This window comes from Dietzia cercidiphylli (assembly GCF_039531545.1).
Taxonomy (GTDB): Bacteria; Actinomycetota; Actinomycetes; order Mycobacteriales; family Mycobacteriaceae; genus Dietzia; species Dietzia natronolimnaea.
This window is the reverse complement of the sequence record NZ_BAAAQG010000002.1, coordinates 104,686-131,210: the sequence shown is the minus strand read 5'-3', so window position 1 is coordinate 131,210 and position 26,525 is coordinate 104,686. Positions and strand designations below refer to the sequence as shown.

Sequence of the window (26,525 nt, the reverse complement as noted above, 5' to 3'; positions counted from 1 at the left end):
GTAGTGCCCCCCTGCCGAGGGATCATCCGGGTTTTCCGCAGCGTGGAACGGCGGTCGGATTGGCTAGGATCTGATGGCATGACACCCGCGCCCCCGACCGCCACTCTCGACGGCCTCGCCTTTATCAAGGGGCACGGAACGCTCAACGACTTCGTGGTCCTGCCCGACGACCACGCGGAGGTGGACCTCGACGAGGACCTGGTGCGCGCCGTCTGCGACAGACGGGCCGGCCTCGGCGCCGACGGGGTGCTGCGCATCGCCACCGCGGGTGCACTGGTCGACCAGGGCGTCCTCGCCGTCCTCCCGGAGGGCGTCGACGCCGCGGACTGGTTCATGGACTACCGGAACGCAGACGGATCGATCGCGGAGATGTGCGGGAACGGGGTCAGGGTGTTCGCCCACGCCCTGGTGGCGACCGGCAGGGTCGGGGCCGGCCGGATCCCCGTGGGCACACGATCCGGTCCTCGGCCCGCCGATATTCTGATCCATGACGGTGACCAGGCCGTGGTCCGTGTGGACATGGGCGAGCCCCGGCTTCTCGGGGTCTCGTCCGTGGAGCTCGGTGGCCGGGTGTACGCCGGACTCGCCGTCGACATGGGTAACCCCCACCTCGCGTGCGTGGTCCCGGGCCTGGGGGCCGACGGGTTGCGCGAACTGCCGGTGCACGAGGCGCCCGAGTTCGACACCGGCTTCTTCCCCGCCGGCGTCAACGTGGAGATCGCCACCCCGCTCACCGACGGTCGGGTGTCGATGCGCGTCCACGAGCGAGGATCCGGGGAGACGATGTCCTGCGGCACCGGAATCGTCGCCACGGCCGTCGCGGCCCTCGCCGACGCCGGACAGGCCACCGGTGACGTGGTGGTGTCCGTTCCCGGGGGAGAGGTCGCGGTGGCCCTGACCGGCGTGGGTTCCACTCTGACGGGGCCGTCCGTGATCGTCGCCGAGGGGCGGTACCGGCGACCGCTACCCGCGCGCCGCACGGAGGCGTCCCGACCGGAATTGTGAGATGATGCCGGTGAATGACTATCGATGACACCGCCCCTGACCGGGCCACACGAGACCATGACCCTTCGGTCGGAGAATTCCAGCTCGAGGAGCGCTCCTCGCTGCGCCGGGTCGTCGGGTTGTCGACCGAACTCCAGGACGTCAACGACGCCGAGTACCGCCAACTCCGCCTCGAGCGGGTCGTGCTGGTCGGGGTCTGGACCGAGGGCACCGCCGCCCAGGCGGAGGCCGCGATGGCCGAGTTGGCACAGCTCGCCGAGACCGCAGGCTCCGAGGTCTGCGACGCGCTGATCCAGCGCCGCGACAAGCCGGACCCCGCCACCTACATCGGTTCGGGGAAGGCCAAGACCCTGAAGGACGTGATCACCGCGACGGGGGCGGACACGGTGATCTGCGACGGCGAGCTCACGCCGGGTCAGCTCATCGCGCTCGAGAAGGTCGTCAACGTCAAGGTGATCGACCGCACCGCGCTGATCCTCGACATCTTCGCCCAACACGCGACCAGCCGTGAGGGTAAGGCCCAGGTGTCCTTGGCGCAGATGGAGTACATGCTCCCGCGACTGCGTGGCTGGGGTGAGGCACTCTCCCGGCAGGCGGGTGGCCGGGCGGGCAGCAACGGAGGCGTCGGACTCCGTGGTCCCGGTGAGACCAAGATCGAGACGGACCGCCGCCGAATCCGGGAGCGCACGGCGAGGCTGCGCCGTGAGATCAAGGGCATGAAGCAGGCCCGGGACACCAAGCGGCATCGCCGTCGCGCCACCCCGGTGCCGTCGATCGCGATCGCCGGGTACACCAACGCCGGGAAGTCGAGCCTGCTCAACCGCTTGACCGGTGCGGGCGTACTGGTCCAGAACGCACTGTTCGCCACGCTGGACCCCACCACACGGCGGTCCGAGCTCCCCGACGGGCGGGTAGTGGTCTTCACAGATACGGTCGGATTCGTCCGACACCTCCCGACCCAGCTCGTCGAGGCGTTCCGCTCGACGTTGGAGGAGGTCGTGGACTCCGAGCTGCTCCTGCACGTGGTCGACGGATCGGACGCCTTCCCCCTGCGCCAGATCGAGGCCGTCCGCACCGTCATCAACGACGTCGTGGAAGAGCAGAAGGCCGAGAGGCCCCGCGAACTCGTGGTGATCAACAAGGTCGACGTCGCTGACCCGGTGGTGTTGACGGAACTGCACCACGCCCTGCCGGACGCGGTCTTCGTCTCGGCGGCGACGGGTGAGGGGTTCGACGAGCTCCTCGACCGAATAATGCGGGTGGTCGCCTCCGGGGACACGGAGGTCACACTCGAGATCCCGTTCACCCGGGGTGATGTGGTCTCCCGTGTCCACGCGGAGGGCGCCGTGGTGGACGAGGATCACACGAAGGACGGCACGAGGATCGTGGTCCGGCTTCCGGCCTCCGTGGCCCGAGAGCTCGGGGAGTATCGGGTCCCCGGATCCCGTGACGGTGTCGCCTGACCCCGTCGACGGATCAGGCGACACCCGGTTCCGGCCGGTTCAGAGCTTGCGGAAGACCGTGACGACCTTTCCGAGGATCGTCGCGTGCTCCCCGGGAATCGGACTGAACGACGGGTTGTGGGGCAGGAGCCACACCCCGCTCGAATCCCGGCGGAAAGTCTTGACCGTGGCCTCCCCGTCGATCATCGCCGCCACGATCTCGCCGTTGTCCGCGACGTTCTGACGGCGCACCACCACGTAGTCCCCGTCACAGATCGCGGCGTCGATCATCGACTCGCCGACCACTCTGAGCATGAACAGGTCCCCGGAACCCACCAGGTCGGAGGGGAGGGGGAAGACCTCCTCCACCGCCTGCTCGGCGAGGATCGGACCGCCGGCCGCGATCCGCCCCAGGACAGGGACGTAGACGGGTTCCACGGCCCCGCTGGGACGCGTCTCCTCCTGGACGGGCGCGCGACGACCTCGGGACCGCTGCCCCGGGACGCCGTGGACGTCGACCGCCCGCGGCTTGTGCGGATCACGGGTCAGGAAGCCCTTCTTCTCCAACGTCCGCAACTGGTGGGCCACCGAGGAGGTCGACTGCAGACCGACGGCGTCACCGATCTCTCGGATGCTCGGGGGATAGCCCCGGTCCTTGACCGTGTCGTGGATGTGCAACAGAACGCTCTTCTGGCGGGTCGTCAGGGCCTCGAAGTCGGGCTTGGGCATGTGGGGGTCCCTTCGGCGAATGGGTGTTCGACGTCGCTATCTGTGTACACCCTACTGCCCGTCGGACGTGAGCGCCACACAGGTGTTCGAAGAAATGTCGCCACGAATGTCGACTCTGTCGGACCCGCGTGATACAACTCTAGGCAGGTTCGGGTTCGAACAGATGTGCACAACAAGGCACACGGGCGTGCGAATGAGGTTCGCACACCGTATCGAGTTGGGAGTTCTCATGACCGTTATGGAGATGCAGCCACGATCGCGTCCCTCCGTGCCCTGGACGGAGGTCTGCGTGACCGATCACGACCGGCCCGTTTCGTCCAGGGTGCATCCCCGCCCTGATGCCGGGGCCCGTCCCGTCATCCGCACGCTCGACCGGGGGCGCCAGACGGCCACGCGGTCGGTGGCGCCCGGACGGCGAGTGCTCGTCCGCCCCGCGTCCGCGGAAAGGGTCAGGGCATGCGGTAGCGAGGCGAGGTCGAGTGCGCCGGTGGTGGACGATGTGCCGACGTGGGCTCTGGTGGCCTGTGGAATCGTCTTCGGAATCCTGATGCTGCTCGCGTTGGCACTCCTGGGCGGGCCCGCCTACGCGTGACCCACGGTATCGCCTCCTAGAATGGACCCGGGACGGCGGCCCGTCGCCCCCGCGCCGCCGTCGGCTCCGGCCGGCGGAGCGGTTCGGACCAGGTCGACGAATGGCGAAGCTGGAATGTACTGCCCCATATGTCACCACGAGGACTCACGGGTGATCGACTCGCGGTCGGTCGACGAAGGGCAGGCGATCCGGCGTCGGCGCGAGTGCCCCGACTGCGGACACCGGTTCACCACCCTCGAGACCCCGTTGTTGACCGTCCTCAAGCGCAACGGTGTGACGGAGCGTTTCAGCCGCGACAAAGTGGTCCGCGGTGTGCGACGCGCGTGCCAGGGGAGGTCGGTCGACGAGGACGCGCTCCGGCGGCTCGCGCAGCAGGTCGAAGACGCTGTCCGGGCCGGCGGCGCCTCAGAGGTCCCCGCTCACGAGATCGGGCTGGCGATCCTGGGGCCTCTACAAGATCTGGACGAGGTCGCGTATCTGCGATTCGCCTCCGTGTACAAACAATTCAGTTCCGCTGCGGATTTCGAGAGCGAGATCATCGCGCTTCGCGAACGGCACGCTGCTCACTAGTCCCGGTCCTCTCCGCGTCGCACCGGGATCGGTTCCTGTGTACGGGCGGTGTGAGGGCTCAACGCGCGTTCCGCCGGGAGAGCGCGGCGGCGACCGCCTTCTCGATCCTCTCGGCGGAGACCGGGCGCGCGGTACCCAGAGACTGCGCGAAGAGGCCGACACGGTATTCGGCCAACATCCACCGGAGATCCCGGGCTGCCCGCGCCCCACCCGGTCGTCGGCGGAGCGCCGCCGTCGCCTCCGCGACAGTGGCCTCCGACTTCTCCAACCGGGCGGCGAGCTCCCGGTACCTCGACGGTGACTTCTCCGCGAGGTCCAGCCTGAGGTCGATCGCCCTCACGTGGCGTTCCAGTTGCGGGAGGACCTCCGCCGGGTGTCGGGCGAGGAATCCCTTTCCCACGAGGAAGTCCAGAGCGGGCCTGACGTCGTCCGCGAGGTCGCGTGGTACCTGGTCCAGCCGGGCGGAGACCGACTGCGCGGCGACCAACGCCGGAAGGGCGGCGGAGATCGAGGCCGTGATGGCGGCCGGCGCCTCGGATCGGGCGCGCGCGCGCACCTCGTCGAAGTCGTGCACGGTGAGTACCGGCTCTCCTCTGCGTCCGGCGATCAGCCGCCCGCACGCCGCCAGCGCCGCGTCCGAGACCAGTCCATCGGCACCCTCGTGGGGATACTGGGTGAGCGCGAGGCGTTGCTCGACCGGACGACCCCGGACTATCGATGCCGCCGAGATCAGGTCCGCTGAGATCAGGGTCAGTACCGCTGTCGTCTGCGCGGCTCGACGTTCCGTCTCTGTGGCGCAGGCGATCCGGTGGATGCCGTCGGGGCGGACCTGCAGGGCCGGGTAGACCGTCACCTCCACACCGTCGACCGTGCCGGTGATCGAGGGCGACAGGTCCCCGATCGTGTCCGCGGTCCACGCCCGATGAGGTCCGTCATCGGGGACGAGTCTGGAGTTGAGCGTGGCACGGACCTTGTCCACCAACCGACTGCGTAGTGCTCCCAGGTCCGTACCGGCCGCGACGACCTCGTCACCGTCGACCACCTCGAAACGCATGCGGAGATGGTCGGGGAGCTGTTCCGGGTGGAACTCGCGGGGCTCGACGGTCGTGCCTATGCGGGCCGAGAGCGCGGCGGCGAGCGCCACGGGGAGCGGTGCCGACCGCGGGGCGAGGTCACCGGCCAGCAGTGCCGCGTACTCGGCGGGCGGGGAACACAGACGCCTCAGGTACTTGGGGAGCGTCCGGAGCATCTCCGTGTACAGCTCCTCGCGCAGGCCGGGGACGAGCCACTCGAAGCCGGACGTCGCGACCGAGGACAGCTGGGGGAGAGGGACCCGCACGGTGATGCCGTCGGAGTCGACCCCCGGGTCGAACGAGTATCTGAGCTCGAAGTCCCGCTCGCCCTGGCGCCAGATCGGCGGGAACTCGGAGGCGGCCGGGGCGGTGTCCGACGTGCGGATCTGCTCGGGGCGAAGACGCAGACGATCCGGGTCCTCCCGGCCCTGCTTACGCCACCACGATTCCAGGTGGCGGCCGGAGGTGATGTCCTCGGGGAGCCGCTCGAGGTAGAACCCGACCAGGGTGTCGTCGTCGATGACGAGGTCGCGGCGTCTACTGCGGGTCTCCAGCTCCCGCGCCTGTTCCACGGCCACGGCGTTCTCCATGATCACCGGGATGCGGGTGGTCCATCGTCCCTCGACGATCCCGTGCCGGACGAGCATCTCCCGCGCGAGCGGTGCGTCGACCCTGGAGAGGAGGATGCGACGCGCCTCGACCACGGGCAGCCCCAGGAGCAGCACCTTCTCGTAGGCCATCGCCGCGCCCTGGGCGTCGGACCAGTGCGGCTCTGAGTACTGGGTGCGGACGAGATGCCCCCCGAGTAGTTCGATCCACACCGGATCGATGCGCGCGACGTCCCGGGCCCACAGTCTGGAGGTCTCGACCAACTCGGAGGCCATGATCCATCGCGGCGGCTTGCGGGCGAGATCGGAACCGGGGAACACCTGGAAGCGGATACCGCGGGTGCCGCGGAACTCCCTGGTGTCCTCGTCCTTCATCCCGACGTTGGTGAGCAGTCCGGAGAGGATCGCCTTGTGGAGGTCGTCCTCCGCGGCGTGACCGGACGGTGGATGCCAGCCCCGCTCGCGGCACATGCTGGTCAACTGGGCGGTGAGGTCCTGCCACTCGCGGATCCGCAACCAGTGCAGGTACTCGGCCTTGCACATTTTCCGGAACGCGCTGCCGGAGAGCTCGCGCCGCTGTTCGGTGAGGTAGCGCCACAGGTTGAGGTAGCCCAGGAAGTCGGAGGACTTGTCGGCGAAGCGCCGGTGGAGCTGGTCCGCCTTGTCGCGCTCCTCGGCGGGCCTCTCGCGGACATCCTGCACGGTCAGGGCCGCGACCACGACCAGGACATCCCCCAGGGCGCCGTTTCGGTGGCCCTCCACGACCATCCGGGCCAGACGGGGGTCGAGGGGGAGGGACGCCATGTCGCGGCCCACCCTGGTCAGGTGCGGGCGTTCGTCGTCGTCGGTCCGGAGCGCCCCGAGCTCGGTGAGCAACGTCATGCCGTCCCGGACGGCCTTGCGGTCGGGTGGTTCGACGAACGGGAAGTCGTCCACGGCTCCCAGGTCGAGATCGGCCATCGACAGGATGACCGACGCCAGGTTGGTGCGCAGGATCTCCGGGTCGGTGAACTCGGGTCGGGAGTCGAAGTCGTCCTCCGAGTACAGACGGATGCAGATGCCGTCGGCGACGCGGCCGCAGCGGCCGGCGCGCTGTGCGGCGGAGGCCTGCGAGATCGGCTCGATCGGCAGCCTCTGGACCTTGGTGCGGGTCGAATAGCGGGAGATCCGGGCGAGGCCGGTGTCCACGACGTAGCGGATCCCCGGGACCGTCACCGAGGTCTCCGCGATGTTGGTCGACAGGACCACGCGCCGGGTCGAATGCTGACGGAAGGCCCGTTGCTGCTCGGCGGAGGTGAGCCGGGCGAAAAGCGGAAAGATCTCGGTGCTCTTGAATTTCCGCCCCCGGAGCACCTCCTCGGCGTCGCGGATCTCGCGTTCGCCGGAGAGGAAGACGAGTACGTCGCCGTCACCCTCGGCCAGGAGCTCGCCGACCGCATCGGCGAGCGCGTCCAGGGGGTCGAGGTCGATGGTCCGGTCCGCGTGGTCGACCTGGAGCGGCCGGTACCGGATCTCCACGGGGAAGGTGCGACCGGAGACCTCGATGACAGGGGCGGGATGGCCCGCCGGATCCGCGAAGTGGCGGGCGAAGCGGTCGGGGTCGATCGTGGCGGAGGTGATGATGAGTTTGAGGTCCGGCCGCCGGGGCAGGATCTGCCGGAGGTAGCCGAGCAGGAAGTCGATGTTGAGGCTGCGTTCGTGGGCCTCGTCGATGATGATCGTGTCGTAGGCGCGCAGCAGCCTGTCCCGTCGGATCTCGGCGAGCAGTATCCCGTCGGTCATCAGTTTGACCGCGGTGTCGGCACCGGTACGGTCGTCGAAGCGCACGGCCGACCCCACCAGCCGGCCGGTCTCCACCCCCAGTTCCTCGGCGATGCGCTCGGCGACGGACCGGGCCGCCAGCCTGCGGGGCTGGGTGTGGCCGATCATCCCGCGCACGCCGCGGCCGAGTTCCAGACAGATCTTGGGGATCTGGGTGGTCTTCCCGGATCCGGTCTCGCCGGCGATCACCACGACCTGGTTGTCGCGGATCGCCGCCGCGATCTCGTCCTTACGGGCGCTGACCGGCAGTTGTTCCGGATACTCCGGGGTCGGAACCGACTCCGCACGCCGACGCAGACGAGCGGCGGCGGCGTCGATCTGCCCGCCCAGGTCGTCCAACTGGTCGGCGCGGGCCCTGCGGATCCGCGACCGGAACCGGTGGGCGTCGAGGATGCCGACGTCGTCGAGCCGGACCAGGAGATCGTGCCGGGCCCGGCGCAGTTCGGGGGCGGGCGCGGGAGACGTCGACATGGTGTCCGCCAGGGTATCGGGACCCGGTGTGGGGATCGATCCGGGTGTCAGGCCGTGCCACCCTCCCGGCGGGACTGGATGCGGGTGTAGCGCTGGTGCAGTCGCTCCCGGATCTCCTCCGGCTCGTACGACTGCCGCCGGCGTTCGGTCCGTGCGGCGAGGATCCCGGTGGCGGCCACTCCGACCACCCCGGCCGCGCCGACCATCTTGAGCCACTGCCGTCCGCGGGGTGCCATGGCGTCAAGGGTAGATCCTCTCGCCGGGGCACCTGGCAGGATCGCACCATGAGTCTCGACACCGTCCCGCTGGCCGCCGCGGCCCACCGCACCCGGACCGGGGACCTGTGGTTGTTCCGTGGGCGCACGACCGCCGACCGGCTGATCCAGACCCTGACCAATTCCCCCGTGAACCACGTGGGGGTGGCGGTGGTCCTCGACGACCTGCCCCCGCTGCTTTGGCACGCGGAGATGGGCCGGGCGTTGACCGACGTGTGGACGGGGCGTCGGCAACGGGGCGTCCAACTCCACGACCTCGAGGCGGCGGTGCGCCAGTGGACCGGTCCCTACGGACAACGTGCGTGGTTCCGCCAGATCTCCCCGGAGACCGGGTCCCCGCAGGAGGACGCGCTCCTGGAGACGATCGCCCGCCTGAACGGCGTGTCGTTCCCGTCTGCGGGGCGGCTGACCGCCCGGTGGGCCCGGGGCCGGTGGGCGGCCCGGGGACGCCACACACCCGATCGCGACTCCGATACGGGGCCGGGAGCGGGACGGGGCGGCGGTGCAGGAGGGAGCGGCGGTGCCGGAGGGAGCGGCGGTGCCGGAGCCCCGGGGCGCCGGGGCAGCGGCCTCCCGTGGCGCCGACGTGCGGACTCCGGGCCCGCACTGCGCGTGGAGGCGGCCTACTGCGCTGAGGTGGTCGGGATGACACTCGAGGCGATGGGTGTCCTGCTGCCGGCCGGCGACGCCAGTTGGTACGACCCGGGCCGATTCTGGAGCGGGGACGCGCTGCCGCTCGCCCCGGGGTGGGGCTACGGGCGGGAGGTCGCCGTCACCGTTCCCGGTGGAGGAAGCCGGGATCGGTGAGCGTGGGTCAGCCGCCGAGGACCGCGGTGCTCAGGTCCGCCTCCGCGGCCTCCGGCGCCACGACCAGCAACTCGTCGCCCGGTTCGAACGGCACGTCGGGTTCGGGGGCTATCACCCTTCCCCCGCGGAGGATCGCCACCAGCGCCGCGTCCCGGGGGAAGCGGACGCGTGAGACCGGTCTGCCCGCGAGGGGGGTCTGGTCCGGCAGCGTCACGCTCACCAGATTGGCGCCGCCGCGCCGCAGGGTCATCAACCGCACGACGTCCCCGACGGAGACCGCCTCCTCCACGACGGAGACCATGAGTCGGGGGGTGGAGACGGCCACGTCGACGCCCCAGCGGTCGTCGAACAGCCACTCGTTCCGGGGGTCGTTGACGCGGGCGACCACGCGGGACACGGCGAACTCCGTCTTGGCCAGCAGGCTCACGACCAGGTTCACCTTGTCGTCGCCGGTGGCCGCGACCACCACGTCGGACTCCTCCGCGCGGAGTCGTTCGAGGAAGCCCAACTCGCACGCGTCGCCGACGAGTTGCCGGGCACCGGTCACCCCGTCGCGGTCGAAGACCGCCGCGCGCTTGTCGACCAGCGTCACGGTGTGGTCGTTGGCCAGGAGTTCGCGTGCGATCGATCGTCCCACCACGCCGGCCCCGGCCACCAGGACCCGCATGGTGGAGGCGTGGAACGTGCGGGCGGGGGCGCGGTCCAGCAGGCCGGCCCCGTCGGCGTAGTCGGGGACCGAACCGTCGGGGACGGGATCGCCGGTCACGGGTCGGTCAGTCATCAGATGGTCCTCGCTCCAGGATGTCGTCGAGATCGTCGACCACGCCCGAGGGAACGGCGAGGTGGATCAGGTCGTCGGCCTGCACGAGAGTGCTGCCGCCGGGCACCCTGCACTCCCCGAAGCGGGTGAGCGCGACCACGGTGCCACCGACCAGATCGGCGAGAGACGCCAGTCCCACGCCGACCCACACCGACGGAGGGACGACGGCGACGAGCGACACCTCGCCGGTCTGATCGCGCCAGACCACCGGGCTCGACCCGGACGTGATGTACCGGATGAGGCGGCCGGTGGCCCAGGGCACCGTGGCGACGGTGGGAATGCCCAGCCGCTCGTAGACCTCGGCGCGTCCGGCGTCGTAGATCCGGGCGATCACCCGCTCGACGCCGAAGGTCTCGCGGGCCACCCTCGCGGCGATGATGTTGGAGTTGTCCCCGGAGGAGACCGCCGCGAACGCGTCCGCCCCGTGTAACCCGGCGTCGACGAGGACCTCGCGATCGAAGCCGAGCCCGGTGACGGTGCGTCCGTCGAACTGCTCCGCCAACCTGGCGAACGCGGCGGGGTCGCGGTCGATCACCACGACCTCGTGACCGCCCTCGTCGAGCTCGGTCGCGAGCGCCGCGCCGACACGCCCACAGCCCATGATGATGACCCTCATGGCCAGTACCGCTCCTCACGGTCCGCGACGCGCGGACCCGTCCCGATCACGCTACCCTCGTCGGCGGCGCTGTCCCTGCGGCACGCGGAGCCCTACGATGTGTCGGTGTCCAGGATCTCCAGGGTCTCCGTCGGAACCAAGCGCCTGCTGTTGGGGCGCCCCTTCCGCAGCGACACCACCGGGGACACCCCGCTGCGCAAGCGGATAGCGTTGCCGGTCTTCGCGTCGGATGCGTTGTCCTCGGTCGCCTACGCCCCCGAGGAGATATTCCTCATCCTGTCGTTGGCCGGGGTGTCGGCGCTGGCGTTCACCCCGTGGGTCGGGCTCGCGGTGGCGGTGGTCATGGTGGTCGTGATCGCCTGCTACCGGCAGAACGTCCGCGCGTATCCGTCGGGCGGGGGGGACTACGAGGTCGCCACCGTCAATCTCGGGCCGAACGCCGGTCTGGGTGTGGGGGCGGCCCTCCTCATCGACTACGTGCTCACCGTGGCGGTGTCGATCTCGGCGGCGGCCGCCAACGTCGGCTCCGCGATCCCGTTCGTGCACTCGAACGAGGTGGTGTTCGCCGTCATCGCGATCGTCCTGCTCACCGCGATCAACCTCCGGGGCATCCGGGAGTCCCGCGCGACGTTCGCCATCCCCGTCTACGCGTTCATGGCGGCCATGACCGCGCTGGTGGTGTGGGGGTTGTTCCAGGTCGGCGTGCTTGGACGTGGCCTGAGGGCGGAGTCCGCGGAGTTCGAGCTCGTCACGCCCGACGGCGTGGCGGTCGCCGGGCTCGCGCTCGCGTTCGTGGTGGCCAAGTCCTTCGCCTCGGGCTGTGCCGCGTTGACCGGGGTCGAGGCCATCCACAACGGCGTGCCGGCGTTCCGCAGCCCCAGGGCCAGGAACGCCGCGACGACTCTGGTCATGCTCGGCGTGGTATCCATCTCGTTCCTGCTCGGGCTCATCGTGCTGGCCAACCAGCTCGGGGTGCAGGTCGCGGAGGACCCGGCCACCCAACTGATCGGTGCGCCGGAGGACTACCAGCAGAAGACGATGATCGCGCAGCTGGCCGACCCGGTCTTCGCGGATCTCCCTGTCGCCTTCTACGTGATCATGACCATCACCGCCCTCATCCTGGTGCTCGCGGCGAACACCGCCTTCAACGGTTTCCCCGTGCTCGCCTCGGTGCTCGCGCGCGACAAGTACCTGCCGAGGCAGCTCGCCACGCGCGGGGACCGGCTCGCGTTCTCCAACGGGATCGTCCTGCTCGCCGTGGCGGCGATCGTCCTGGTGGTGGCGTTCGACGCGCAGGTCACCGTGCTCATCCAGCTCTACATCGTCGGGGTCTTCGTGGCCTTCACTCTGAGCCAGCTCGGCATGGTCCGCCACTGGACCCGGCGGCTGGGCAACGAGCAGATCCCCGCCGTCCGGCGACGGGTGCAGCGCGCACGGGCGGTCAACGCGGTCGGGTTCGTCCTCACCTCCGGTGTGCTGGTGATCGTCATGAGCACGAAGTTCTTCGCCGGCGCCTACATCGCGGTGCTGGCGATGCTGGCCGTGTTCGGGGTCATGAAACTCATCCATCGTCACTACGAGTCGGTCGCGCGCGAACTCGAGGACTCGTCCTGGGAGGTCGTCCTCCCGAGCCGCACCCACTGTGTGGTGCTGGTGTCCAAACTGCACCTGCCCACCCTCCGGGCACTCGCCTACGCGCGGGCGACCCGACCGGACACCATCGAGGCGCTCACCGTGAACATCGAGACGGCGGAGACCCGGGTCCTGGTCCGCGAGTGGGAGAAGCGGCGGATCTCCGTGCCGCTCAAGGTGGTGGAGTCGCCGTACCGGGAGATCAACCGGCCGGTGGTCGACTACGTGAAACGATTGCGTGACCAGTCGCCCCGGGACGTCGTGATCGTGTACATCCCGGAGTACGTCGTGGGCCACTGGTGGGAGCAGCTCCTGCACAATCAGAGCGCGCTGCGTCTGAAGACCCGACTGCTGTACGAGAGGGGTGTCATGGTGACCAGCGTCCCGTGGCAGCTGTCGTCCTCGGACGGCCGCGCGGACCAGGCGCGTGACGAACCCATCATCGGGCGCTGGGGCGGACCGGAGGACCGATGACCCGGACGGAGAGAACCGACTGGACGGGGCGTGTGCTCCGGCTGCGCATCGAGGGCCCCGCGCAGGGCGGGGAGTTCGTGGCCCGGCATTCCGGGCGGGTGGTGTTCTGCCGGGGCGGGATCTCGGGGGAGCTGGTCGAGGTGATGATCCACGACGACCCGGGACGAGCCTTCTGTCGCGGCACCGTGACCGGCGTACTCGAGAGGTCGGTGGACCGGATCGACCCGCTGTGCCCCGCCGCGGCGGCGGGTGCGGGGTGCTGCGACTGGAGCCACATCGACCCGGCGGCCGCCCGTGCGTTCTCGGGGACCGTCCTGGCCGACCAGGCCCGCCGTATCGGGCGGATCCACTCCACCCCGGATCGCGTTCCGGTCGGGGTTCCCGCCGGCGACGGCGCGAGTACCGGGTGGCGGACGATCGCGCGGTGGGTGACGGGGTCCGACGGGGTGCCGGGCGTCCGGCGGTCGCGGTCGCGTGAGGTGGTGACCGAACCCTGTGTCCAGGCGGACCCGCGGCTCGCGGAGGCGGTCCGGACCGCGGGCGTAGGTCCGCACCGAGAGGTCCTCGGGGTCCTGGGGGACGACGGGGAGGTCCACGTCGCTCACCGACCGGTCACCGAACCGGCGACACGGGGGCGCGATCGCGGGTCCCGGAGGGGTGTGGCGACCCGGGCGCGGGCCCGGTCCTCCCGCGCCGGGGCATGGGAGCCCGTGATGGGTCCCCCCACCGTCACCCGACGGGTCGGCGAGCACACCTGGCGGCTACCGGTCGACGCATTCTGGCAGTCGCACAGATCCGCTGCCGTGCACTACTCCGATCTCGTCCGCCGCGCGGTGTCCGCCACCGCGGGGTTACCGGCGGAGCCGGTGGTCTGGGATCTCTACGGGGGGGCGGGCCTGTTCTCCGCGGCGGTGCTCGACGTCGCCCCTCGCGCGCAGCTGACCATCGTCGAATCCGCACGTCCGTCTCTCGACGCGGTGGGGACCGCCCTCGACGTCGGCCCGGGGGTCGTCCCGGTGGCTGCGCGGGTCGAGACGTTCCTCGACCGGACGGTCGGTGGGACCGACCGGAACGGTGAGCCCGATCTCGTGATCCTGGACCCGCCGAGGGGTGGTGCGGGGATCGACGTGATGACCGCGCTCGCGGGCGGAACGGCGTCGCGGATCATCCACGTGGGGTGCGACCCGGCGAGTCTGGCCCGCGACGTCGGGGTCCTGGTGACGGCCGGCTGGACGCTGACGGACCTGCGGGGGGTGGCCGCGTTCCCCGCGACGCACCACGTGGAGGGTCTCGCCGTCCTCGATTCCCCCCGCGCGCGCTGACCCGACCCTGTGGCGCACCTCGACCGGCCGAGGCGCCGGCGGGGTCTCGCGCCGATTGCCCGTAGACTGTTGGTTCGACCCTGAGGGGTGCGGCCAGGGAAGGGGCAGTCGACGGCAATGAGTGTGCTCGATCAGGTGAACGGCCCCTCCGACCTCCGTGCACTCGGACCCGACGAGCTGGTCCGGCTCTGCGGCGAGATCCGGGAGTTCCTCATCAGAAAGGTCTCCGCCACCGGCGGGCACCTCGGCCCCAATCTCGGTGTGGTGGAGTTGACCATCGCCCTGCACCGGGTCTTCGACTCCCCCCGGGACCCCATCGTCTTCGACACCGGACACCAGTCGTACGTCCACAAGATCGTCACCGGTCGTCGTGAGCAGTTCGACGGGCTCCGTACCCGCGGCGGATTGTCGGGATACCCGTGCCGCGCGGAGAGCGACCACGACGTCGTCGAGTCCTCGCACGCCACCTCGTCGCTGTCCTACGCCGACGGTCTCGCCAAGGCGTACTCCCTGCGCGGGGAGACCGACCGCACCGTCGTGGCCGTGATCGGCGACGGCGCGATGACCGGCGGGATGGCCTGGGAGGCGCTCAACAACATCGCGGCCGGCAAAGACCGGCCCATGGTGATCGTCGTCAACGACAACGGACGATCGTATTCCCCCACGATCGGAGGCCTGGCCGAACGACTCGGGGTCCTGAGGCTACAGCCCGCCTACGAGAAGGCGATGGACCACACCAAGCGCACCCTGGGCGCGCGCAAGGACGTCGTCGGCAAGGCCGTGTACTCGATCCTGCACGGGATCAAGACAGGCCTGAAGGACGTGGTGTCGCCGCAGGAGCTGTTCGCCGACCTGGGACTGAAGTACATGGGGCCGGTGGACGGACACAACCTGGCCGCCACCGAGGCCGCGCTGCGGCTGGCCAAGGACTTCGGCGGCCCGGTGGTGGTCCACGTGGTCACACGCAAGGGCATGGGGTACGTCCACGCGGAGAACAACGTCGCCGACCTCATGCACGCGACCGGGGTCATCGACCCCGACACCGGCCGACCGCTCTCGGAGTCGTCCGCGGTCGACTGGACGTCGGTCTTCTCCGCCGAACTGTGCGAGATCGGTGCCGAACGGGACGACGTCGTGGCCATCACCGCGGCCATGGCCGGGCCGACCGGACTGACGGCGTTCGGTGAACGTTTCCCGGACCGGATGTTCGACGTGGGCATCGCCGAGCAGCACGCCGTGGCCTCGGCCGCCGGACTGGCGCTCGGGGGGATGCACCCGGTGGTGGCCGTGTACTCGACCTTCCTCAACCGTGCGTTCGACCAGCTGCTCATGGACGTCGCGCTCCTCGGGCAGCCGGTCACCCTGGTGCTCGACCGCTCCGGGGTGACCGGCCCCGACGGCGCCAGTCACAACGGGATGTGGGACCTGTCGTTGACGGGGATCGTCCCCGGGGTTCGGGTGGCCGCACCGCGCGACGCCGAGACCCTGCGCGCGGAGCTCCGGGAGGCCGTCGAGGTGACCGACGGGCCGACCGTCGTGCGCTTTCCCAAGGGTTCGGTCGGTGAACCCGTCCCGGCACTGGAGACCAGTACCGACGGCGTCGACCGGGTGCACGGGTCCGGCGACGCCGACGTCCTCGTCGTCGCCGTCGGGTCGATGGTCGCGCCGTCGCTGGCCGCGGCCCGGGAACTCGAGACCGCCGGTGTCGCTGTCGACGTGGTCGATCCACGATGGGTCTATCCGGTCCCGCACTCGGTCGTCGACTCCGCCCGGGGTCGACAGCTCGTGGTGACCGTCGAGGACAACGGGCTCCACGGTGGCGTCGGGTCGGCGGTCTCCGCGAGTCTGGAGCGCGCCGGGGTCAGGGTGGACCGACTCGCCCTGGGGATACCCCAGGAGTTCCTCGACCACGCCTCCCGCGGTGAGATCCTCGCCGACGCCGGGTTGACCGCGGAGGGGATCGCCCGCGGGATCCGCCAGCGCCTCGGCGACCGGGTCGAGAGCTGAGTCCGGACGCCCTCAGCTCTCCGCTCTGAACTCGTGCACGGCGCCCAGCAGCGGAGCCTCCGTCAGTTCGATCTGCCAGCGGCGGGCACCCTCGGCCTGCAGGACCCGGTGCAGTAGCGCCGCGTCGTCGGCGGAGTCGGTGGTGGCGGCCCGCCACGCCCACAACCGGAGCGTCGACGCCTTGAGCAGCAGCCCCTGTTCGATTCCCACCTCCTCGGCGAGCTCACCGAGCGCCTCGCGCGCGGAGTCCAGGAGCGCCGCCGCCCCCGGGTCGGTCCGCTTCCAACTGGTGTGCGGGGGGTGCTCCCCGCGCGGCGCCTGGCGGGAGGGGAGGTCGCCACGCCCGAGTTCGGCGGCCCACTCCAACGCCGCCAGCCACTCGTCCGCCAGGCGTCTGCGGTGCGGGCCGTCGAACCCCTCGATCGCGAGCAGGTCGGTGCGGTTCGTCGGCGCGGTGCGTGCCGCCTCGATGATCGCCGCATCGGTGAGCAGCCTCTTGGGAGCGATGTCTCGCTCCGCGGCCACCCGGTCACGCGCCATCCACAACTCCCGTGCCCGGGCGAGTTGGCGGGCGTCGCGCAGGGAGGTCAGGCGGGCCAGCCTGCGCCAGGGATCCGGGGCGGGGGCGGGCGGATCCGAGTCGACGAGGTGTCGGCACTCGGCCTCGAACCAGTCGCGGCGGCCGAGTTCGTCGAGCCGGGGGAGTACCGCGTCCGCCAGTTCGTGGAGGAAGAGGACGTCGTAGGCGGCGTAGTCGAGCCAGGATGCGGGCAACGGGCGTCGCGACCAGTCCGCCGCCGAGTGGGCCTTGGCCAGCCCGATGCCCAGGTGCTCCGAGATCATCGCCCCGAGGTTCACCCGTTCCATCCCGAGGAACCGCCCGGCCAGTTCGGTGTCGATGACAGACGTCGGCCTGATCCCGAGCTCACGGAGTGACGGGAGGTCCTGGCTCGCGGCATGCAGGAGCAGGGGGCGTCCGGAGAGGACGCCCGCGAGCGGCCCGACCGTCTGGCCCGGCGTCTCGGGGTCCACCAGCAGTGCGGCCCCGCCGGCGGGGCGTAGTTGCAGGAGGAAGGCGCGCTCGGAGTAGCGGATCCCCGACGCGCGCTCGACGTCCACCGCGACCGGTCCGGCCGAGGACTCCACGACGGAGGCGACCGACCCGATGCCGGAGGCGTCGTCCACGAACTCGTACTCCGCCGGGGGCGGCGGCGCCCCCGGCGGGGTCTCTCCGCGTCGTCGGCCGCTCACGCCCGACGATGCAGGGAGGTCACGCCGACCGGCGGGAGTCCGGCCGCCAGGGAGAGCGTCTTGCAGAAGGCGGAGGCGTGACCGGTCAGGTTCGACTCGAGGGCGGTCCACGACGCGCGCAACTCGAGCTGGTGGGCCTGGGGTGGTCCGGAGATGTCGCCGTAGCGGACCGACGCGGTGCTGGTGACGGTTCCGCCCAGCGACGTGTACGGTCCGGCGTCCTCGTCGAGCGCCTCGGTGAGCCAACTCCAGGCGACCTGGGGCAGCAGGGGATCGCCCGCGAGTGAGGCCTCCATGTCGGCCTGGATGTAGGCGACCAGCCGCAGCGTGCCGTTCCACGCGTCGTCCCCGGAGGGGTCGTGGAGGAGGATCAGCCGACCGAACGCGTCCCCGTCGGAGAACTCGGGCACATCGTCCCCGGTCGGCGGGATGATCTCCACCCCGAGCGCATGACTGTACGGCGCCAGTCTCTGCGGCGGACGGATCGGGCCGACAGAGATCTCAGGGCGGACCTCGAGCCGGGACAGCGACTCGACCGCCTCCCGGAAGACCTCGGGCTCGCCGTCATTGACCGATGTGCTCACGGGTCGTCACGCTAGCCACCACCCGGCGGCGTCCCGAGGAGGCGCGCCGTCGCCCACCGGGGTGGGGTGGAGGGCCCCGGTGGCGCACTCGTGGGACCATGGGGGGGTGCTGAACTCCGATGTGCCCTCGAATCCCAGGTCCGTTGACACCCAGGGCGCCGGCCGCGCCACCGCGCGCCGGGCCGGGACCGGCCCCTACCTCGACGAAGTCGGGGGCACCGGTGCCGCTCACACGCCGGTGTGGTTCATGCGTCAGGCGGGTCGCTCGCTTCCCGAGTATCGCGAACTCCGGACCGGGAGCACCATGCTCGAGGCCTGTTTCGACCCCGAGATGACCTGCGAGGTCACCCTGCAGCCGGTCCGCCGTCACGGGGTGGACGCCGCGATCTTCTTCTCCGACATCGTCATCCCGCTGGCGGCGGCGGGTGTGGACATCGACATCGTGCCGGGCACCGGGCCCGTGGTAGCATCGCCGATCCGCGACGAGGCCGGGGTCGCCGCGCTTCCCGATCTCACCCCGGACCGGCTCGAGAAGATCGGCGAGGCGGTCCGCATGGTGGTGGCGGAGCTCGACCCGGAGGTCGCGCTCATCGGCTTCGCCGGCGCCCCCTTCACCCTCGCCTCCTACCTCATCGAGGGCGGACCGAGCCGTAACCATGAGCACACGAAGTCCCTGATGTACTCCCGCCCCGACGTCTGGCATGCACTGATGTCCAAGTTGGCGGACCTGACCACGGTGTTCCTGCGCGCGCAGATCGATGCGGGCGTGGACGCCGTCCAGCTGTTCGACTCGTGGGCCGGGGCGCTGAGCCTGCGGGACTACCGGTCGATGGTGCTCCCGCACTCCACCGGGATCTTCGCCGACGAGGTGATCTCCACGGTTCCCCGCACCCACTTCGGCGTGGGCACCGGAGAACTGCTCGGGGCGATGGGTGAGGCCGGTCCAGAGGTCGTCGGTGTGGACTGGCGCATCCCGCTCGACGACGCCGCGGTGCGGGCTCCGGGCAAGGTGCTCCAGGGCAACCTCGACCCCGCCATGCTCTTCGCCGACCGTCAGGCGCTGGACTCCGAGGTCCGGAGGATCCTCGACGAGGGGGCGCGGGCACGTGAGCTGGGCGCCCGCGGGCACGTGTTCAACCTCGGGCACGGCGTCCTGCCCGCCACCGACCCGGGTGCCGTGACCCACGTGGTCGAGCTGGTCCACGAGCTGACCGGGACGTAGGGATGCCCCCTCGTGTCGCGGTGGTCGGTGGCGGTCTCAGCGGACTCACCGCCGCCTATCAGCTCTCCCTCGACCTGCCCGGCGCACGGATCACGGTCCTCGAGGCGTCGGACTCCCTCGGTGGGGCGTTGCACACCGTCGACTTCCCGTCCGGCCCCATGGAGCTGGGGGCCGAGGCATTCATCGGTCGCCGACCGGAGGCCTCCGAGCTCGTCGCCGAGCTGGGGCTGACAGACACCCTGCGGCACCCCGGACCGCTCGGCCCGGCGATCCTCACCGACGGTCGACTGGTCCCGATGCCGGTCGGCACCCTCATGGGGCTGCCGTCCGACGTGGCCGGCCTGTCCGGTGTGCTGAGCCCCGGTGAGTCGGCCGTCGCCGCCCGTGAGACGGACACGCCGCTGGAGTGGGAACCCGGCGGGGACGTCTCGCTGGGCCGGCTCGTGGCCGACCGGTTCGGCGACGCGGTGGTCTCGCGGCTCGTCGATCCCATGCTCGGCGGGGTGTACGCCGCCCCCAGCTCGGGACTCGGCCTGCGGCAGGTCATCCCCGGTCTCGCCGAGGCGCTGGACCGCGGCGCACCGACGCTGACCGCCGCGATCGGTGAGCTCGTGGGCAACCGGGTGCCGGGGCCCGTGTTCGCCACCCTCGACGGCGGGTACAGGGGGCTCGTGTCCGCGCTCGCCGAGGCCTCGGGTGCCACGGTCCGCTCTCACGCCACCTGCACCGCGATCCATCGCGAGCCCTCCGGGTACACCCTGACGGTCACCGGAGCCCGCGGGTCGTGGGTCGAGAACGCCGACCTCGTCGTCGTCGCCGTCCCCGTCCCCCACGCCGCGCCGCTCCTGGCCGCCGCCGGTGGGGTCGACGGCGCCGTGTCCGGCCTGTCCGGGATCCGGACCGCCTCGTCCGCTGTGGTGGCGATGGAGGTGGACCGGGGGCTCGACCTGCCCGAGCTCTCCGGGGTGTTGGTGGCCACCGACGAGCCGGTCCCGTTCAAGGCGATGACCTTCACCAGTCGCAAGTGGCCTCACCTCGACACCCGACCGGGTCACCTGGTGCGGGTGTCGTTCGGTCGGCTCGACGACGACGACGTGCTCACCGCGGACGACATCGCACTGGCCCGGATGGCCGAGTCCGCCCTGGCCGGGGTGTGCGGATCCGCACCGACGATCCTGTACTCGCGTGTGCGCCGCTGGGAGGACGCGCTCGCCGAGATCGGTCCGGGGCACGCCGACCGGATCGCGGGCGTACGGGCCGAACTGGCGGACCGGTTGCCCGGGGTGGAAGTGGTCGGAGGGGCGACCGAGGGGGTCGGAGTGCCCGCGTGCATCGGTTCGGCACGGGCCGCGGCCCGGCGGTTGGCCGCCGGGTGGCAGGATTGAGCCATGGCACGCCTTGACTACAAGAAGCTCAACTCGACGCTCCGCTACCTGATGTTCTCGGTCTTCACCGTGACGCCCGGGGAGCTGGGGGAGGACCGGGCCGCGGTCACCGCGGACCTCGAGCGGTTCCTCGCCCGGTTCGACGGCACCGACGTGGTGGTCCGCGGACTGTACGACGTCTCGGGGCTCCGCGCCGAGGCCGACTTCATGATCTGGACCCACGCTGAGCACATCGAGGACCTGCAGCGGTTCTACAACGAGTTCCGGCGCACCACGATCCTGGGTCGGGCCAGCACGTCCTACTGGTCCAACACCGCTCTGCACCGACCGGCCGAGTTCAACAAGAGCCACATCCCGGCGTTCCTCGCCGAGGAGGAGCCGGGCGCGTACATCTCCGTGTACCCCTTTGTCCGCTCCTACGAGTGGTACCTGCTCCCCGACGAGGAGCGTCGCCAGATCCTCGCCGAGCACGGGCGCGCCGCCCGCGAGTACCCGGACGTCCGGGCCAACACCGTGCCGTCGTTCTCTCTGGGCGACTACGAATGGCTCCTGGCCTTCGAGGCCCCGCAGCTGGACCGGATCGTGGACCTGATGCGCGTCATGCGCAGCACAGAGGCGCGGCGTCACGTCCGTGAAGAGGTCCCGTTCTTCACCGGGCCCCGGATCAGCGCCGAGCAGTTGGCCACCACGATGCCCTGAGACGGCTCAGCGCCGCGGGGATCGACGCGAGGGGCCGGCCGGGACCACAACGTCCCGGCCGGCCCCTGCGTTGTGCGTTCAGTCCTCGGCGGGCTCGAGGGTCATGCTCAGCGAGTTGATGCAGTACCGCAGGTCCGTGGGGGTGGGGTAGCCCTCGCCGGAGAACACGTGACCGAGATGTCCGTGGCAGTTCGCACACACCACCTCGGTGCGGGTCATCCCGAGCGAGGTGTCGGTCCGCTCGATGACGGCCCCACCGGCCAGAGGCGTGAAGAACGAGGGCCAGCCGCAGTAGGAGTCGAACTTGGCGTCACTGCGGAACAGCTCGGCCCCGCAGCCGCGGCAGCGGTAGACCCCTTCGGTCTTGGTGTCGGTGTACTCCCCGGTGTACGGCCGCTCGGTGCCGGCCCGGCGCAGGACCTGGTACTCCTCGGGGGTCAGTCTGCGGCGCCATTCCGCATCGTCGAGGGTGAAGTCCGGTTGTGGAGTGCTGGAGGGGGTGTCGGTGCGCTCACTCATGTCCGCAGGCTACGCCGCCGCGGCGGCCGGTGCGATCCGCTCGTGTCGCCGCGGGTCCGTGCGCCGCCACAGCAGGATCACCAACACCGTGCACAGCAACAACAGCCATCCGAGCGTGGGATGGGCGAACTCCAGCAGTCGCCCGTAGTACGGCCACCGGGCCGACTCCCAGAAGTCCAGGGTGAAGAACCCGTACGCCGCCAGCCAGGCGGGCCAGTTGCGCACGAAGGACTTGTCCAGGACCACGGTGAGCATGATCGGGATCAGCATCATCGAGTAGTACATCTGCCCCAGGCTGGAGACCAGGAACACACCGGCCAGGATGACACCGGAGGTGGTGGCCAACCACAGCACCTCGTGGTTGTGCCGGTAGTCCAGCAGGAGCCACACGGCCACCAGGGTGGCCACCACGATGAGGATCCGGGCCACCAGGATGAGTGGTTCGGGGACACCGTAGTACAGGCCGAGGCCGGCGAGGGAGCTGTTGTAGTAGTCGCGGACCTCGCTCATGTACGGCGCGGTCACCTCGAGGTACCGCCCGGCGTCGACGGTGAGCGCCCAGCCCGCGGCCATGGCGGCGGCGGGGATCGCCACGGCGGCGACGAAGGGCTGCCACTGACGGCGGATGAGGGGGAGGACCAGTAGTGGCGCGAGCATCGGTTTGATGGCCAGGGACAGGCCCATGGCCACACCGGCCCACCACAGTCTCCGGCGGTGGAGGAGGTACAGGAACGCCACCTGGCACAGGAAGATCACGCCGTTGACGTTGGTGAAGACCAGGGTGTTGGTGACCGCCTCGGTGCAGAAGGCCCCCAGGAGGATCGCCGGGGCCGCGAACGACCGTACGTCGAGGTCGAACAACCTCATGAGGAGCCACAGCGCGCCGATGATCGCCGCGGTGTTGACGAGGATGAACAACCACCGCGCGACGGTGTAGTTGTCGATCACGCCGAAGGGGGCCAGCAGGAAGGTGCCGCTCGGGGCGTAGAGGTAGTGCGGCTGGACCGTGAGCAGGTTCTCGCTGTACACGGGTTCACCGGCCAGGAAGCGTCTGGTCGCCGCGTAGACGGTCCCGAAGTCGTTGGTGATCGATCCGTTGACGGCCTTGATCAGGACGCGGTGGATCACGGTCATGATCGCCAGCGGCCACAGGATGTGGTTCAGCAGGCGGGGCACGGAGTCAGCGCTTCGGGTCGGCAACGGCACGGTGTGCAGGCTACCGGCCCGGGTCGCGTCCCCCACGCAGGCGCCCCGGTCAGGAGGGACAGGCCACGGAACGGTCGACGGTGGCCGGGTCGGCGAGGAACTCCGTGACGGTCGATCTGGCGCACGCGGAGTGGAGGACCACGCGCGATCCGGGTGCACCCCAGGTGAGGACCCGGATGTCGCCGGCCCCTGCGGCCGACAGCATCCCCGCGGTGGGTTCCAGCGCGGCGGCACCGGCCACCGGGTCCGCGATCCCACCCATCAGCAGCACGGGCGCGGCGCCAGGTAGTTCCAGCGTGGACTCTCCCGGGACGGGCCAGGTCGAACACGCGGACAGCTGGGCGGCGAGGATCTCCCCGAAGGGTGCGTCATCCGTCCATTCGGCTGCGAGTTCCGGGACGCGGCTCACCGGCACCCGCCGGGGCAGATCGGAGCACCCCGCGACATAGGGCAGTGACGAGCTCGTCAACGCCTCCGCCCGGGCACGCACCGGGGATCCGGGCGAGTCCGCGCCCGGGCCCGCCTCCGCGATGTCGCCGAGGATCACGTCCCCCTCGGACGCCTCCGCCGCGGAGGCACCGGACAGGTCGGCGAGGGCGGAGCGGATGACGTCGGACAGGAGGGCGGCGGGCACGCGGGCACCCGGGTCCCGTGCCGCGTCGAGGGCCCGGGCGACCGCCTCGACCCTCTCGTCCGCGCCGCCCGGCCCGCACTCGGGACGGCTACAGGACGCGGCCCACAGGCGCAGCGCGGCATCGGAGCCGTCGAGCGCGGACCGCGCCGCGGTCTCCTGGTCTCCGTCCCACGGGGCGGGGGAATCGAGCACCATCAACGACACCCGACCGGGGTGCGTCCCGGCGTACTCCAGTGCCGTACGCGCGCCCGCCCCCACCGCGAGCACCGCCAGTCCCGGAACATCCCACGACTGCCGGAGCACCTCGAGATCCTCCGCGGCACCGGCGGCGCCGAAGTCGAGTTCCCGACCGGCGAGCTGATCCGTGCAGGACTGGGCGGTCTGGGCGAGATCGCCGCGGAGTTCCGGCGAGCCGGGGTCCGTGCCCCTCTCGGCGAGTCCGTCCAGGGTGCGGCGGGCCGCGGGGGTCAGGCAGGTGCCGGCGGGTCCGGTCCGCCCCTTGTGGTCGACGATCACGACCGGATGCGACCCCGTGATCTCGGTTCCGGCCGAGGCGAACCGGATGGCGAGCTCGTCTGCGGGACTGCCGGGGCCGGCCACCACGACGAGGGGAGCCGCGTCGTCCGGTGTCCCCGCGGAGGTGAGTCTGAGGACCGGTGTGTCCCCGAGCAGGCCGCACTCGACCCGGGCGTCCTGCGGCAGCCCGCGGGTCCCACCGTCCGCGCAGGGGATCCAGTCGAGCTCGGATCGCGGCGTGACCCAGTCGGGAAGGTCCGGGATCTCGCCCTCCGCGTCGGCTCCGTTCGAGCGACCGGGGCCGTCGCCCGTGGCCAGCCGCGGTCCGGTGGCGGGCAGGGGAGCACATCCGGTAACCGCCACGGCCAGGGCGGCGGCGAGGGCCGCGAGCACGGTTCCGGCGGTCCGGGCGGGTCGGGCCGGGGTCAACGGACGCCCTCGCCGACCGCCCAGCGGGTGTACAGACCCCCGCGCGGGCAGGTGAACGCCGAGACCACCCGCATGGGAACCCGGGTGCTGCCGGGGCCGTGGCCGGGGGTGAGGGTGGAGTCGTCGCCCCCGACGATGAGTTCCGGCGCCACCGACAGGACGAGATCGTCCACCGCCCCCTCCGAGAGCAGCGTCCCGAGGAGGCGAGGGCCGCCCTCGAAATCCACCTCGCGGGCGTGGAGGCGGGACGCCAGCGCGCGCACCGCGGCGCCGGTCGGCCCCGGGTCGAGCACGTGCACTCTCACGCCCCGCGCCCGCGCGGCCTCGATGCGCTGACGACCCACCTCGTGTGCCGCGGCGATCCGGACCCGGTCGTCGGTGCCGGCGCAGAGGTCGATCAGCCGATCGGGTAGCGACCTGGTGAGGACGAGGACGGTGGGCGCGGGTCCGGTGCGCCGGTCCGTCCAGACCGGGCTCACCACGGCGGGACCGTAGCGTTCGGCCAACGCCGTCCCGGACCCCACCAGGACGAGGTCGGCGCGGGCCCGCATGGCGTCGTAGACCAGGCGGTCGGTGGGCGTTCCCAGGCCCCCGCTCCGGCCGTCGACGGTGGTGGTCCCGTCGATGGAGGAGATCATGACGGCACGGATCATCGGGGCGCCCGTGGGCTGGTCCGGCTGGAGGGCGGTCCAGATCGCGTCGAGCGAAGCCGGGTCGTCGTCGAGGGCGGGGGGTCGGGTCGACAGCACCTGGGGCTCCTTCCGTTCTGACGCCTGTCGCCCCACGATAGGCTCATCGCATGGTCTCTCGCCTCGTTGACGTCACCCCGGTGGTCCCCGCCGACCAACTCGTGGCACAGATGGTCCCGCCGTCGATGTTCGATGACGTGAGTTTCGAGTCCTACATCCCGGACCCCGCCGAGCCCTCCCAGGCCGCCGCGGTCAAGGCGTGTCGGGAGTTCGCCGAGGGCGTCGTGACCCGTCGTTCCCCCAAGAAGGGACTGTTCGGGCGTCGACCCAAGTCGGTGGAGGGGGCGGGGATCTATCTCGACGGCGGGTTCGGTGTGGGCAAGACCCACCTGTTGACCTCGATCTACCACACCTGTCCCGAGCCCAAGGCGTTCGGCACGTTCGTCGAACTGACCCACGTGGTGGGTGCCCTCGGGTTCAACCGTGCGGTCGAGGAGCTGTCCGGTCACTCGGTGCTGTGCATCGACGAGTTCGAGCTGGACGACCCGGGTGACACCATGCTGGTGTCCCGGCTGCTCGCGGAGCTCACCACGGCGGGCGTCAGCGTGGCCGCCACCTCCAACACCCTTCCCGAGCAGCTCGGCGAGGGGCGGTTCGCGGCCAAGGACTTCATGCGCGAGATCCGCAAGATGTCGGGGATCTTCGAGTCGATCCGAGTCGACGGCCCCGACTACCGTCACCGCAATCTTCCTCCGGCGCCGGACCCCATGTCCGAGGCGGAGCTCGAGGCGGACGCCGGCGCGGACCCCGGGGCGACGCTGGACGACTTCGACGCGCTGTGCGGGCACCTGGCCACCCTCCACCCGTCCAAGTACAACCGCCTCGTCGACGGGGTGACCAGGGTGTGCCTGCGCGACGTCGCTCCGTTGCCGGACCAGGCCATCGCCCTGCGTCTGGTCGTCCTGGCGGACCGCCTGTACGACGCCGGGATCCCCGTCCGTAACTCGGGGGAGAAGCTCGACGCGATCTTCACCGAGGAGATGATCGCCGGCGGCTACCGGAAGAAGTACCTGCGGGCCACGTCCCGGCTCCTCGCGCTGTCGCGTTTCGAGACGGTCGGCGGCTGA

22 protein-coding genes are annotated in these 26,525 nt (G+C 70.9%); 11 read left to right on the top strand and 11 right to left on the bottom strand.

Annotation, left to right across the window (positions count from 1 at the left end):
* Nucleotides 1-78: 78 nt before the first annotated feature.
* Together dapF and hflX are read left to right on the top strand one after the other, a co-directional pair.
* On the top strand, nucleotides 79-1,005 hold the full coding sequence (gene dapF, locus ABD250_RS00635; RefSeq protein ID WP_182641121.1) for a diaminopimelate epimerase: 927 nt from the start codon (nucleotides 79-81) through the stop codon (nucleotides 1,003-1,005).
* 14 nt (nucleotides 1,006-1,019) lie between these two features.
* On the top strand, nucleotides 1,020-2,468 hold the full coding sequence (gene hflX, locus ABD250_RS00630) for a GTPase HflX (protein ID WP_182657670.1): 1,449 nt from the start codon (nucleotides 1,020-1,022) through the stop codon (nucleotides 2,466-2,468).
* Between the two features lie 39 nt (nucleotides 2,469-2,507).
* Here hflX and lexA read toward each other — a convergent pair whose 3' ends face one another.
* Nucleotides 2,508-3,176 (bottom strand): transcriptional repressor LexA, encoded by a 669-nt coding sequence (gene lexA / locus ABD250_RS00625; RefSeq protein WP_182610345.1) that lies wholly within the window; start codon nucleotides 3,174-3,176, stop codon nucleotides 2,508-2,510.
* Between the two features lie 706 nt (nucleotides 3,177-3,882).
* On the opposite strand from lexA, the gene nrdR reads away from it, so the two are divergent.
* Entirely contained in the window at nucleotides 3,883-4,338 is a 456-nt protein-coding gene (nrdR, locus tag ABD250_RS00620) for a transcriptional regulator NrdR (RefSeq protein ID WP_179525405.1), read from the top strand.
* Between the two features lie 58 nt (nucleotides 4,339-4,396).
* Here nrdR and hrpA read toward each other — a convergent pair whose 3' ends face one another.
* Together hrpA and ABD250_RS00610 are read right to left on the bottom strand one after the other, a co-directional pair.
* The gene (hrpA, locus tag ABD250_RS00615; RefSeq protein WP_182657672.1) at nucleotides 4,397-8,311 is read right to left on the bottom strand and encodes an ATP-dependent RNA helicase HrpA; all 3,915 of its coding nucleotides are present in this window, start codon (nucleotides 8,309-8,311) and stop codon (nucleotides 4,397-4,399) included.
* Between the two features lie 47 nt (nucleotides 8,312-8,358).
* A complete protein-coding gene (locus ABD250_RS00610) occupies nucleotides 8,359-8,547 on the bottom strand; it encodes a hypothetical protein (protein WP_179525403.1) in 189 nt (62 codons plus the stop codon).
* A 48-nt stretch (nucleotides 8,548-8,595) separates the two neighbouring features.
* On the opposite strand from ABD250_RS00610, the gene ABD250_RS00605 reads away from it, so the two are divergent.
* Nucleotides 8,596-9,393 (top strand): hypothetical protein, encoded by a 798-nt coding sequence (locus tag ABD250_RS00605; RefSeq protein WP_344389910.1) that lies wholly within the window; start codon nucleotides 8,596-8,598, stop codon nucleotides 9,391-9,393.
* Between the two features lie 7 nt (nucleotides 9,394-9,400).
* Here the strand turns inward: ABD250_RS00605 and ABD250_RS00600 are convergent, their stop codons facing one another.
* Both ABD250_RS00600 and ABD250_RS00595 read right to left on the bottom strand, forming a co-directional pair.
* Nucleotides 9,401-10,060 carry a potassium channel family protein gene (locus ABD250_RS00600; RefSeq protein ID WP_182609329.1) on the bottom strand — a complete coding sequence of 220 codons (660 nt, stop codon included), beginning with the start codon at nucleotides 10,058-10,060 and terminating at the stop codon, nucleotides 9,401-9,403.
* A gap of 106 nt (nucleotides 10,061-10,166) precedes the next feature.
* Nucleotides 10,167-10,829: a potassium channel family protein gene (locus tag ABD250_RS00595; RefSeq protein ID WP_182609328.1), complete on the bottom strand. Its 663-nt coding sequence runs from the start codon at nucleotides 10,827-10,829 to the stop codon at nucleotides 10,167-10,169.
* A gap of 114 nt (nucleotides 10,830-10,943) precedes the next feature.
* Between ABD250_RS00595 and ABD250_RS00590 the strand changes: the two genes are divergently transcribed.
* The 3 genes from ABD250_RS00590 to dxs all read left to right on the top strand — a co-directional run bounded on the left by ABD250_RS00590 (nucleotide 10,944) and on the right by dxs (nucleotide 16,264).
* Nucleotides 10,944-12,935 (top strand): amino acid permease, encoded by a 1,992-nt coding sequence (locus ABD250_RS00590; protein ID WP_182657929.1) that lies wholly within the window; start codon nucleotides 10,944-10,946, stop codon nucleotides 12,933-12,935.
* The gene (locus tag ABD250_RS00585) at nucleotides 12,932-14,257 is read left to right on the top strand and encodes a class I SAM-dependent RNA methyltransferase (RefSeq protein WP_182657923.1); all 1,326 of its coding nucleotides are present in this window, start codon (nucleotides 12,932-12,934) and stop codon (nucleotides 14,255-14,257) included. Before ABD250_RS00590 ends, ABD250_RS00585 begins: the two co-directional genes overlap by 4 nt.
* Nucleotides 14,258-14,374: 117 nt before the next feature.
* On the top strand, nucleotides 14,375-16,264 hold the full coding sequence (gene dxs / locus ABD250_RS00580; RefSeq protein ID WP_182641609.1) for a 1-deoxy-D-xylulose-5-phosphate synthase: 1,890 nt from the start codon (nucleotides 14,375-14,377) through the stop codon (nucleotides 16,262-16,264).
* Nucleotides 16,265-16,276: 12 nt separating this feature from the next.
* On the opposite strand, the gene ABD250_RS00575 is transcribed toward dxs, so the two are convergent.
* Both ABD250_RS00575 and ABD250_RS00570 read right to left on the bottom strand, forming a co-directional pair.
* On the bottom strand, nucleotides 16,277-17,515 hold the full coding sequence (locus ABD250_RS00575) for an HRDC domain-containing protein (RefSeq protein ID WP_182657924.1): 1,239 nt from the start codon (nucleotides 17,513-17,515) through the stop codon (nucleotides 16,277-16,279).
* Nucleotides 17,512-18,099, bottom strand: coding sequence for a DUF3000 domain-containing protein (locus ABD250_RS00570; protein ID WP_179525398.1), 588 nt, complete (start codon nucleotides 18,097-18,099; stop codon nucleotides 17,512-17,514). Before ABD250_RS00570 ends, ABD250_RS00575 begins: the two co-directional genes overlap by 4 nt.
* A gap of 106 nt (nucleotides 18,100-18,205) precedes the next feature.
* Here ABD250_RS00570 and hemE point away from each other — a divergent pair, with 106 nt between their 5' ends.
* Genes hemE through hemQ form a run of 3 tightly spaced genes read left to right on the top strand, consistent with a single transcriptional unit; the run spans nucleotide 18,206 to nucleotide 21,405 of the window.
* The gene (gene hemE / locus ABD250_RS00565; protein ID WP_182657925.1) at nucleotides 18,206-19,321 is read left to right on the top strand and encodes a uroporphyrinogen decarboxylase; all 1,116 of its coding nucleotides are present in this window, start codon (nucleotides 18,206-18,208) and stop codon (nucleotides 19,319-19,321) included.
* A gap of 2 nt (nucleotides 19,322-19,323) precedes the next feature.
* Nucleotides 19,324-20,706, top strand: a complete 1,383-nt coding sequence (hemG, locus tag ABD250_RS00560) for a protoporphyrinogen oxidase (protein ID WP_182657926.1) — start codon at nucleotides 19,324-19,326, stop codon at nucleotides 20,704-20,706.
* Nucleotides 20,707-20,709: 3 nt separating this feature from the next.
* Nucleotides 20,710-21,405, top strand: coding sequence for a hydrogen peroxide-dependent heme synthase (gene hemQ, locus ABD250_RS00555; RefSeq protein ID WP_182638614.1), 696 nt, complete (start codon nucleotides 20,710-20,712; stop codon nucleotides 21,403-21,405).
* A 78-nt stretch (nucleotides 21,406-21,483) separates the two neighbouring features.
* Here hemQ and msrB read toward each other — a convergent pair whose 3' ends face one another.
* The 4 genes from msrB to ABD250_RS00535 are packed head-to-tail and all read right to left on the bottom strand — an operon-like array spanning nucleotide 21,484 to nucleotide 25,458.
* On the bottom strand, nucleotides 21,484-21,924 hold the full coding sequence (gene msrB / locus ABD250_RS00550) for a peptide-methionine (R)-S-oxide reductase MsrB (protein ID WP_182657927.1): 441 nt from the start codon (nucleotides 21,922-21,924) through the stop codon (nucleotides 21,484-21,486).
* Between the two features lie 9 nt (nucleotides 21,925-21,933).
* On the bottom strand, nucleotides 21,934-23,130 hold the full coding sequence (locus tag ABD250_RS00545; RefSeq protein ID WP_338404122.1) for a glycosyltransferase family 87 protein: 1,197 nt from the start codon (nucleotides 23,128-23,130) through the stop codon (nucleotides 21,934-21,936).
* A gap of 49 nt (nucleotides 23,131-23,179) precedes the next feature.
* Nucleotides 23,180-24,709: an alpha/beta hydrolase gene (locus ABD250_RS00540; protein WP_344389894.1), complete on the bottom strand. Its 1,530-nt coding sequence runs from the start codon at nucleotides 24,707-24,709 to the stop codon at nucleotides 23,180-23,182.
* A complete protein-coding gene (locus tag ABD250_RS00535; RefSeq protein ID WP_179525391.1) occupies nucleotides 24,706-25,458 on the bottom strand; it encodes a dihydrofolate reductase family protein in 753 nt (250 codons plus the stop codon). The genes ABD250_RS00540 and ABD250_RS00535 overlap by 4 nt, the downstream gene beginning before the upstream one ends.
* Nucleotides 25,459-25,508: 50 nt before the next feature.
* On the opposite strand from ABD250_RS00535, the gene zapE reads away from it, so the two are divergent.
* Nucleotides 25,509-26,525 (top strand): cell division protein ZapE, encoded by a 1,017-nt coding sequence (gene zapE / locus ABD250_RS00530; protein ID WP_179525390.1) that lies wholly within the window; start codon nucleotides 25,509-25,511, stop codon nucleotides 26,523-26,525.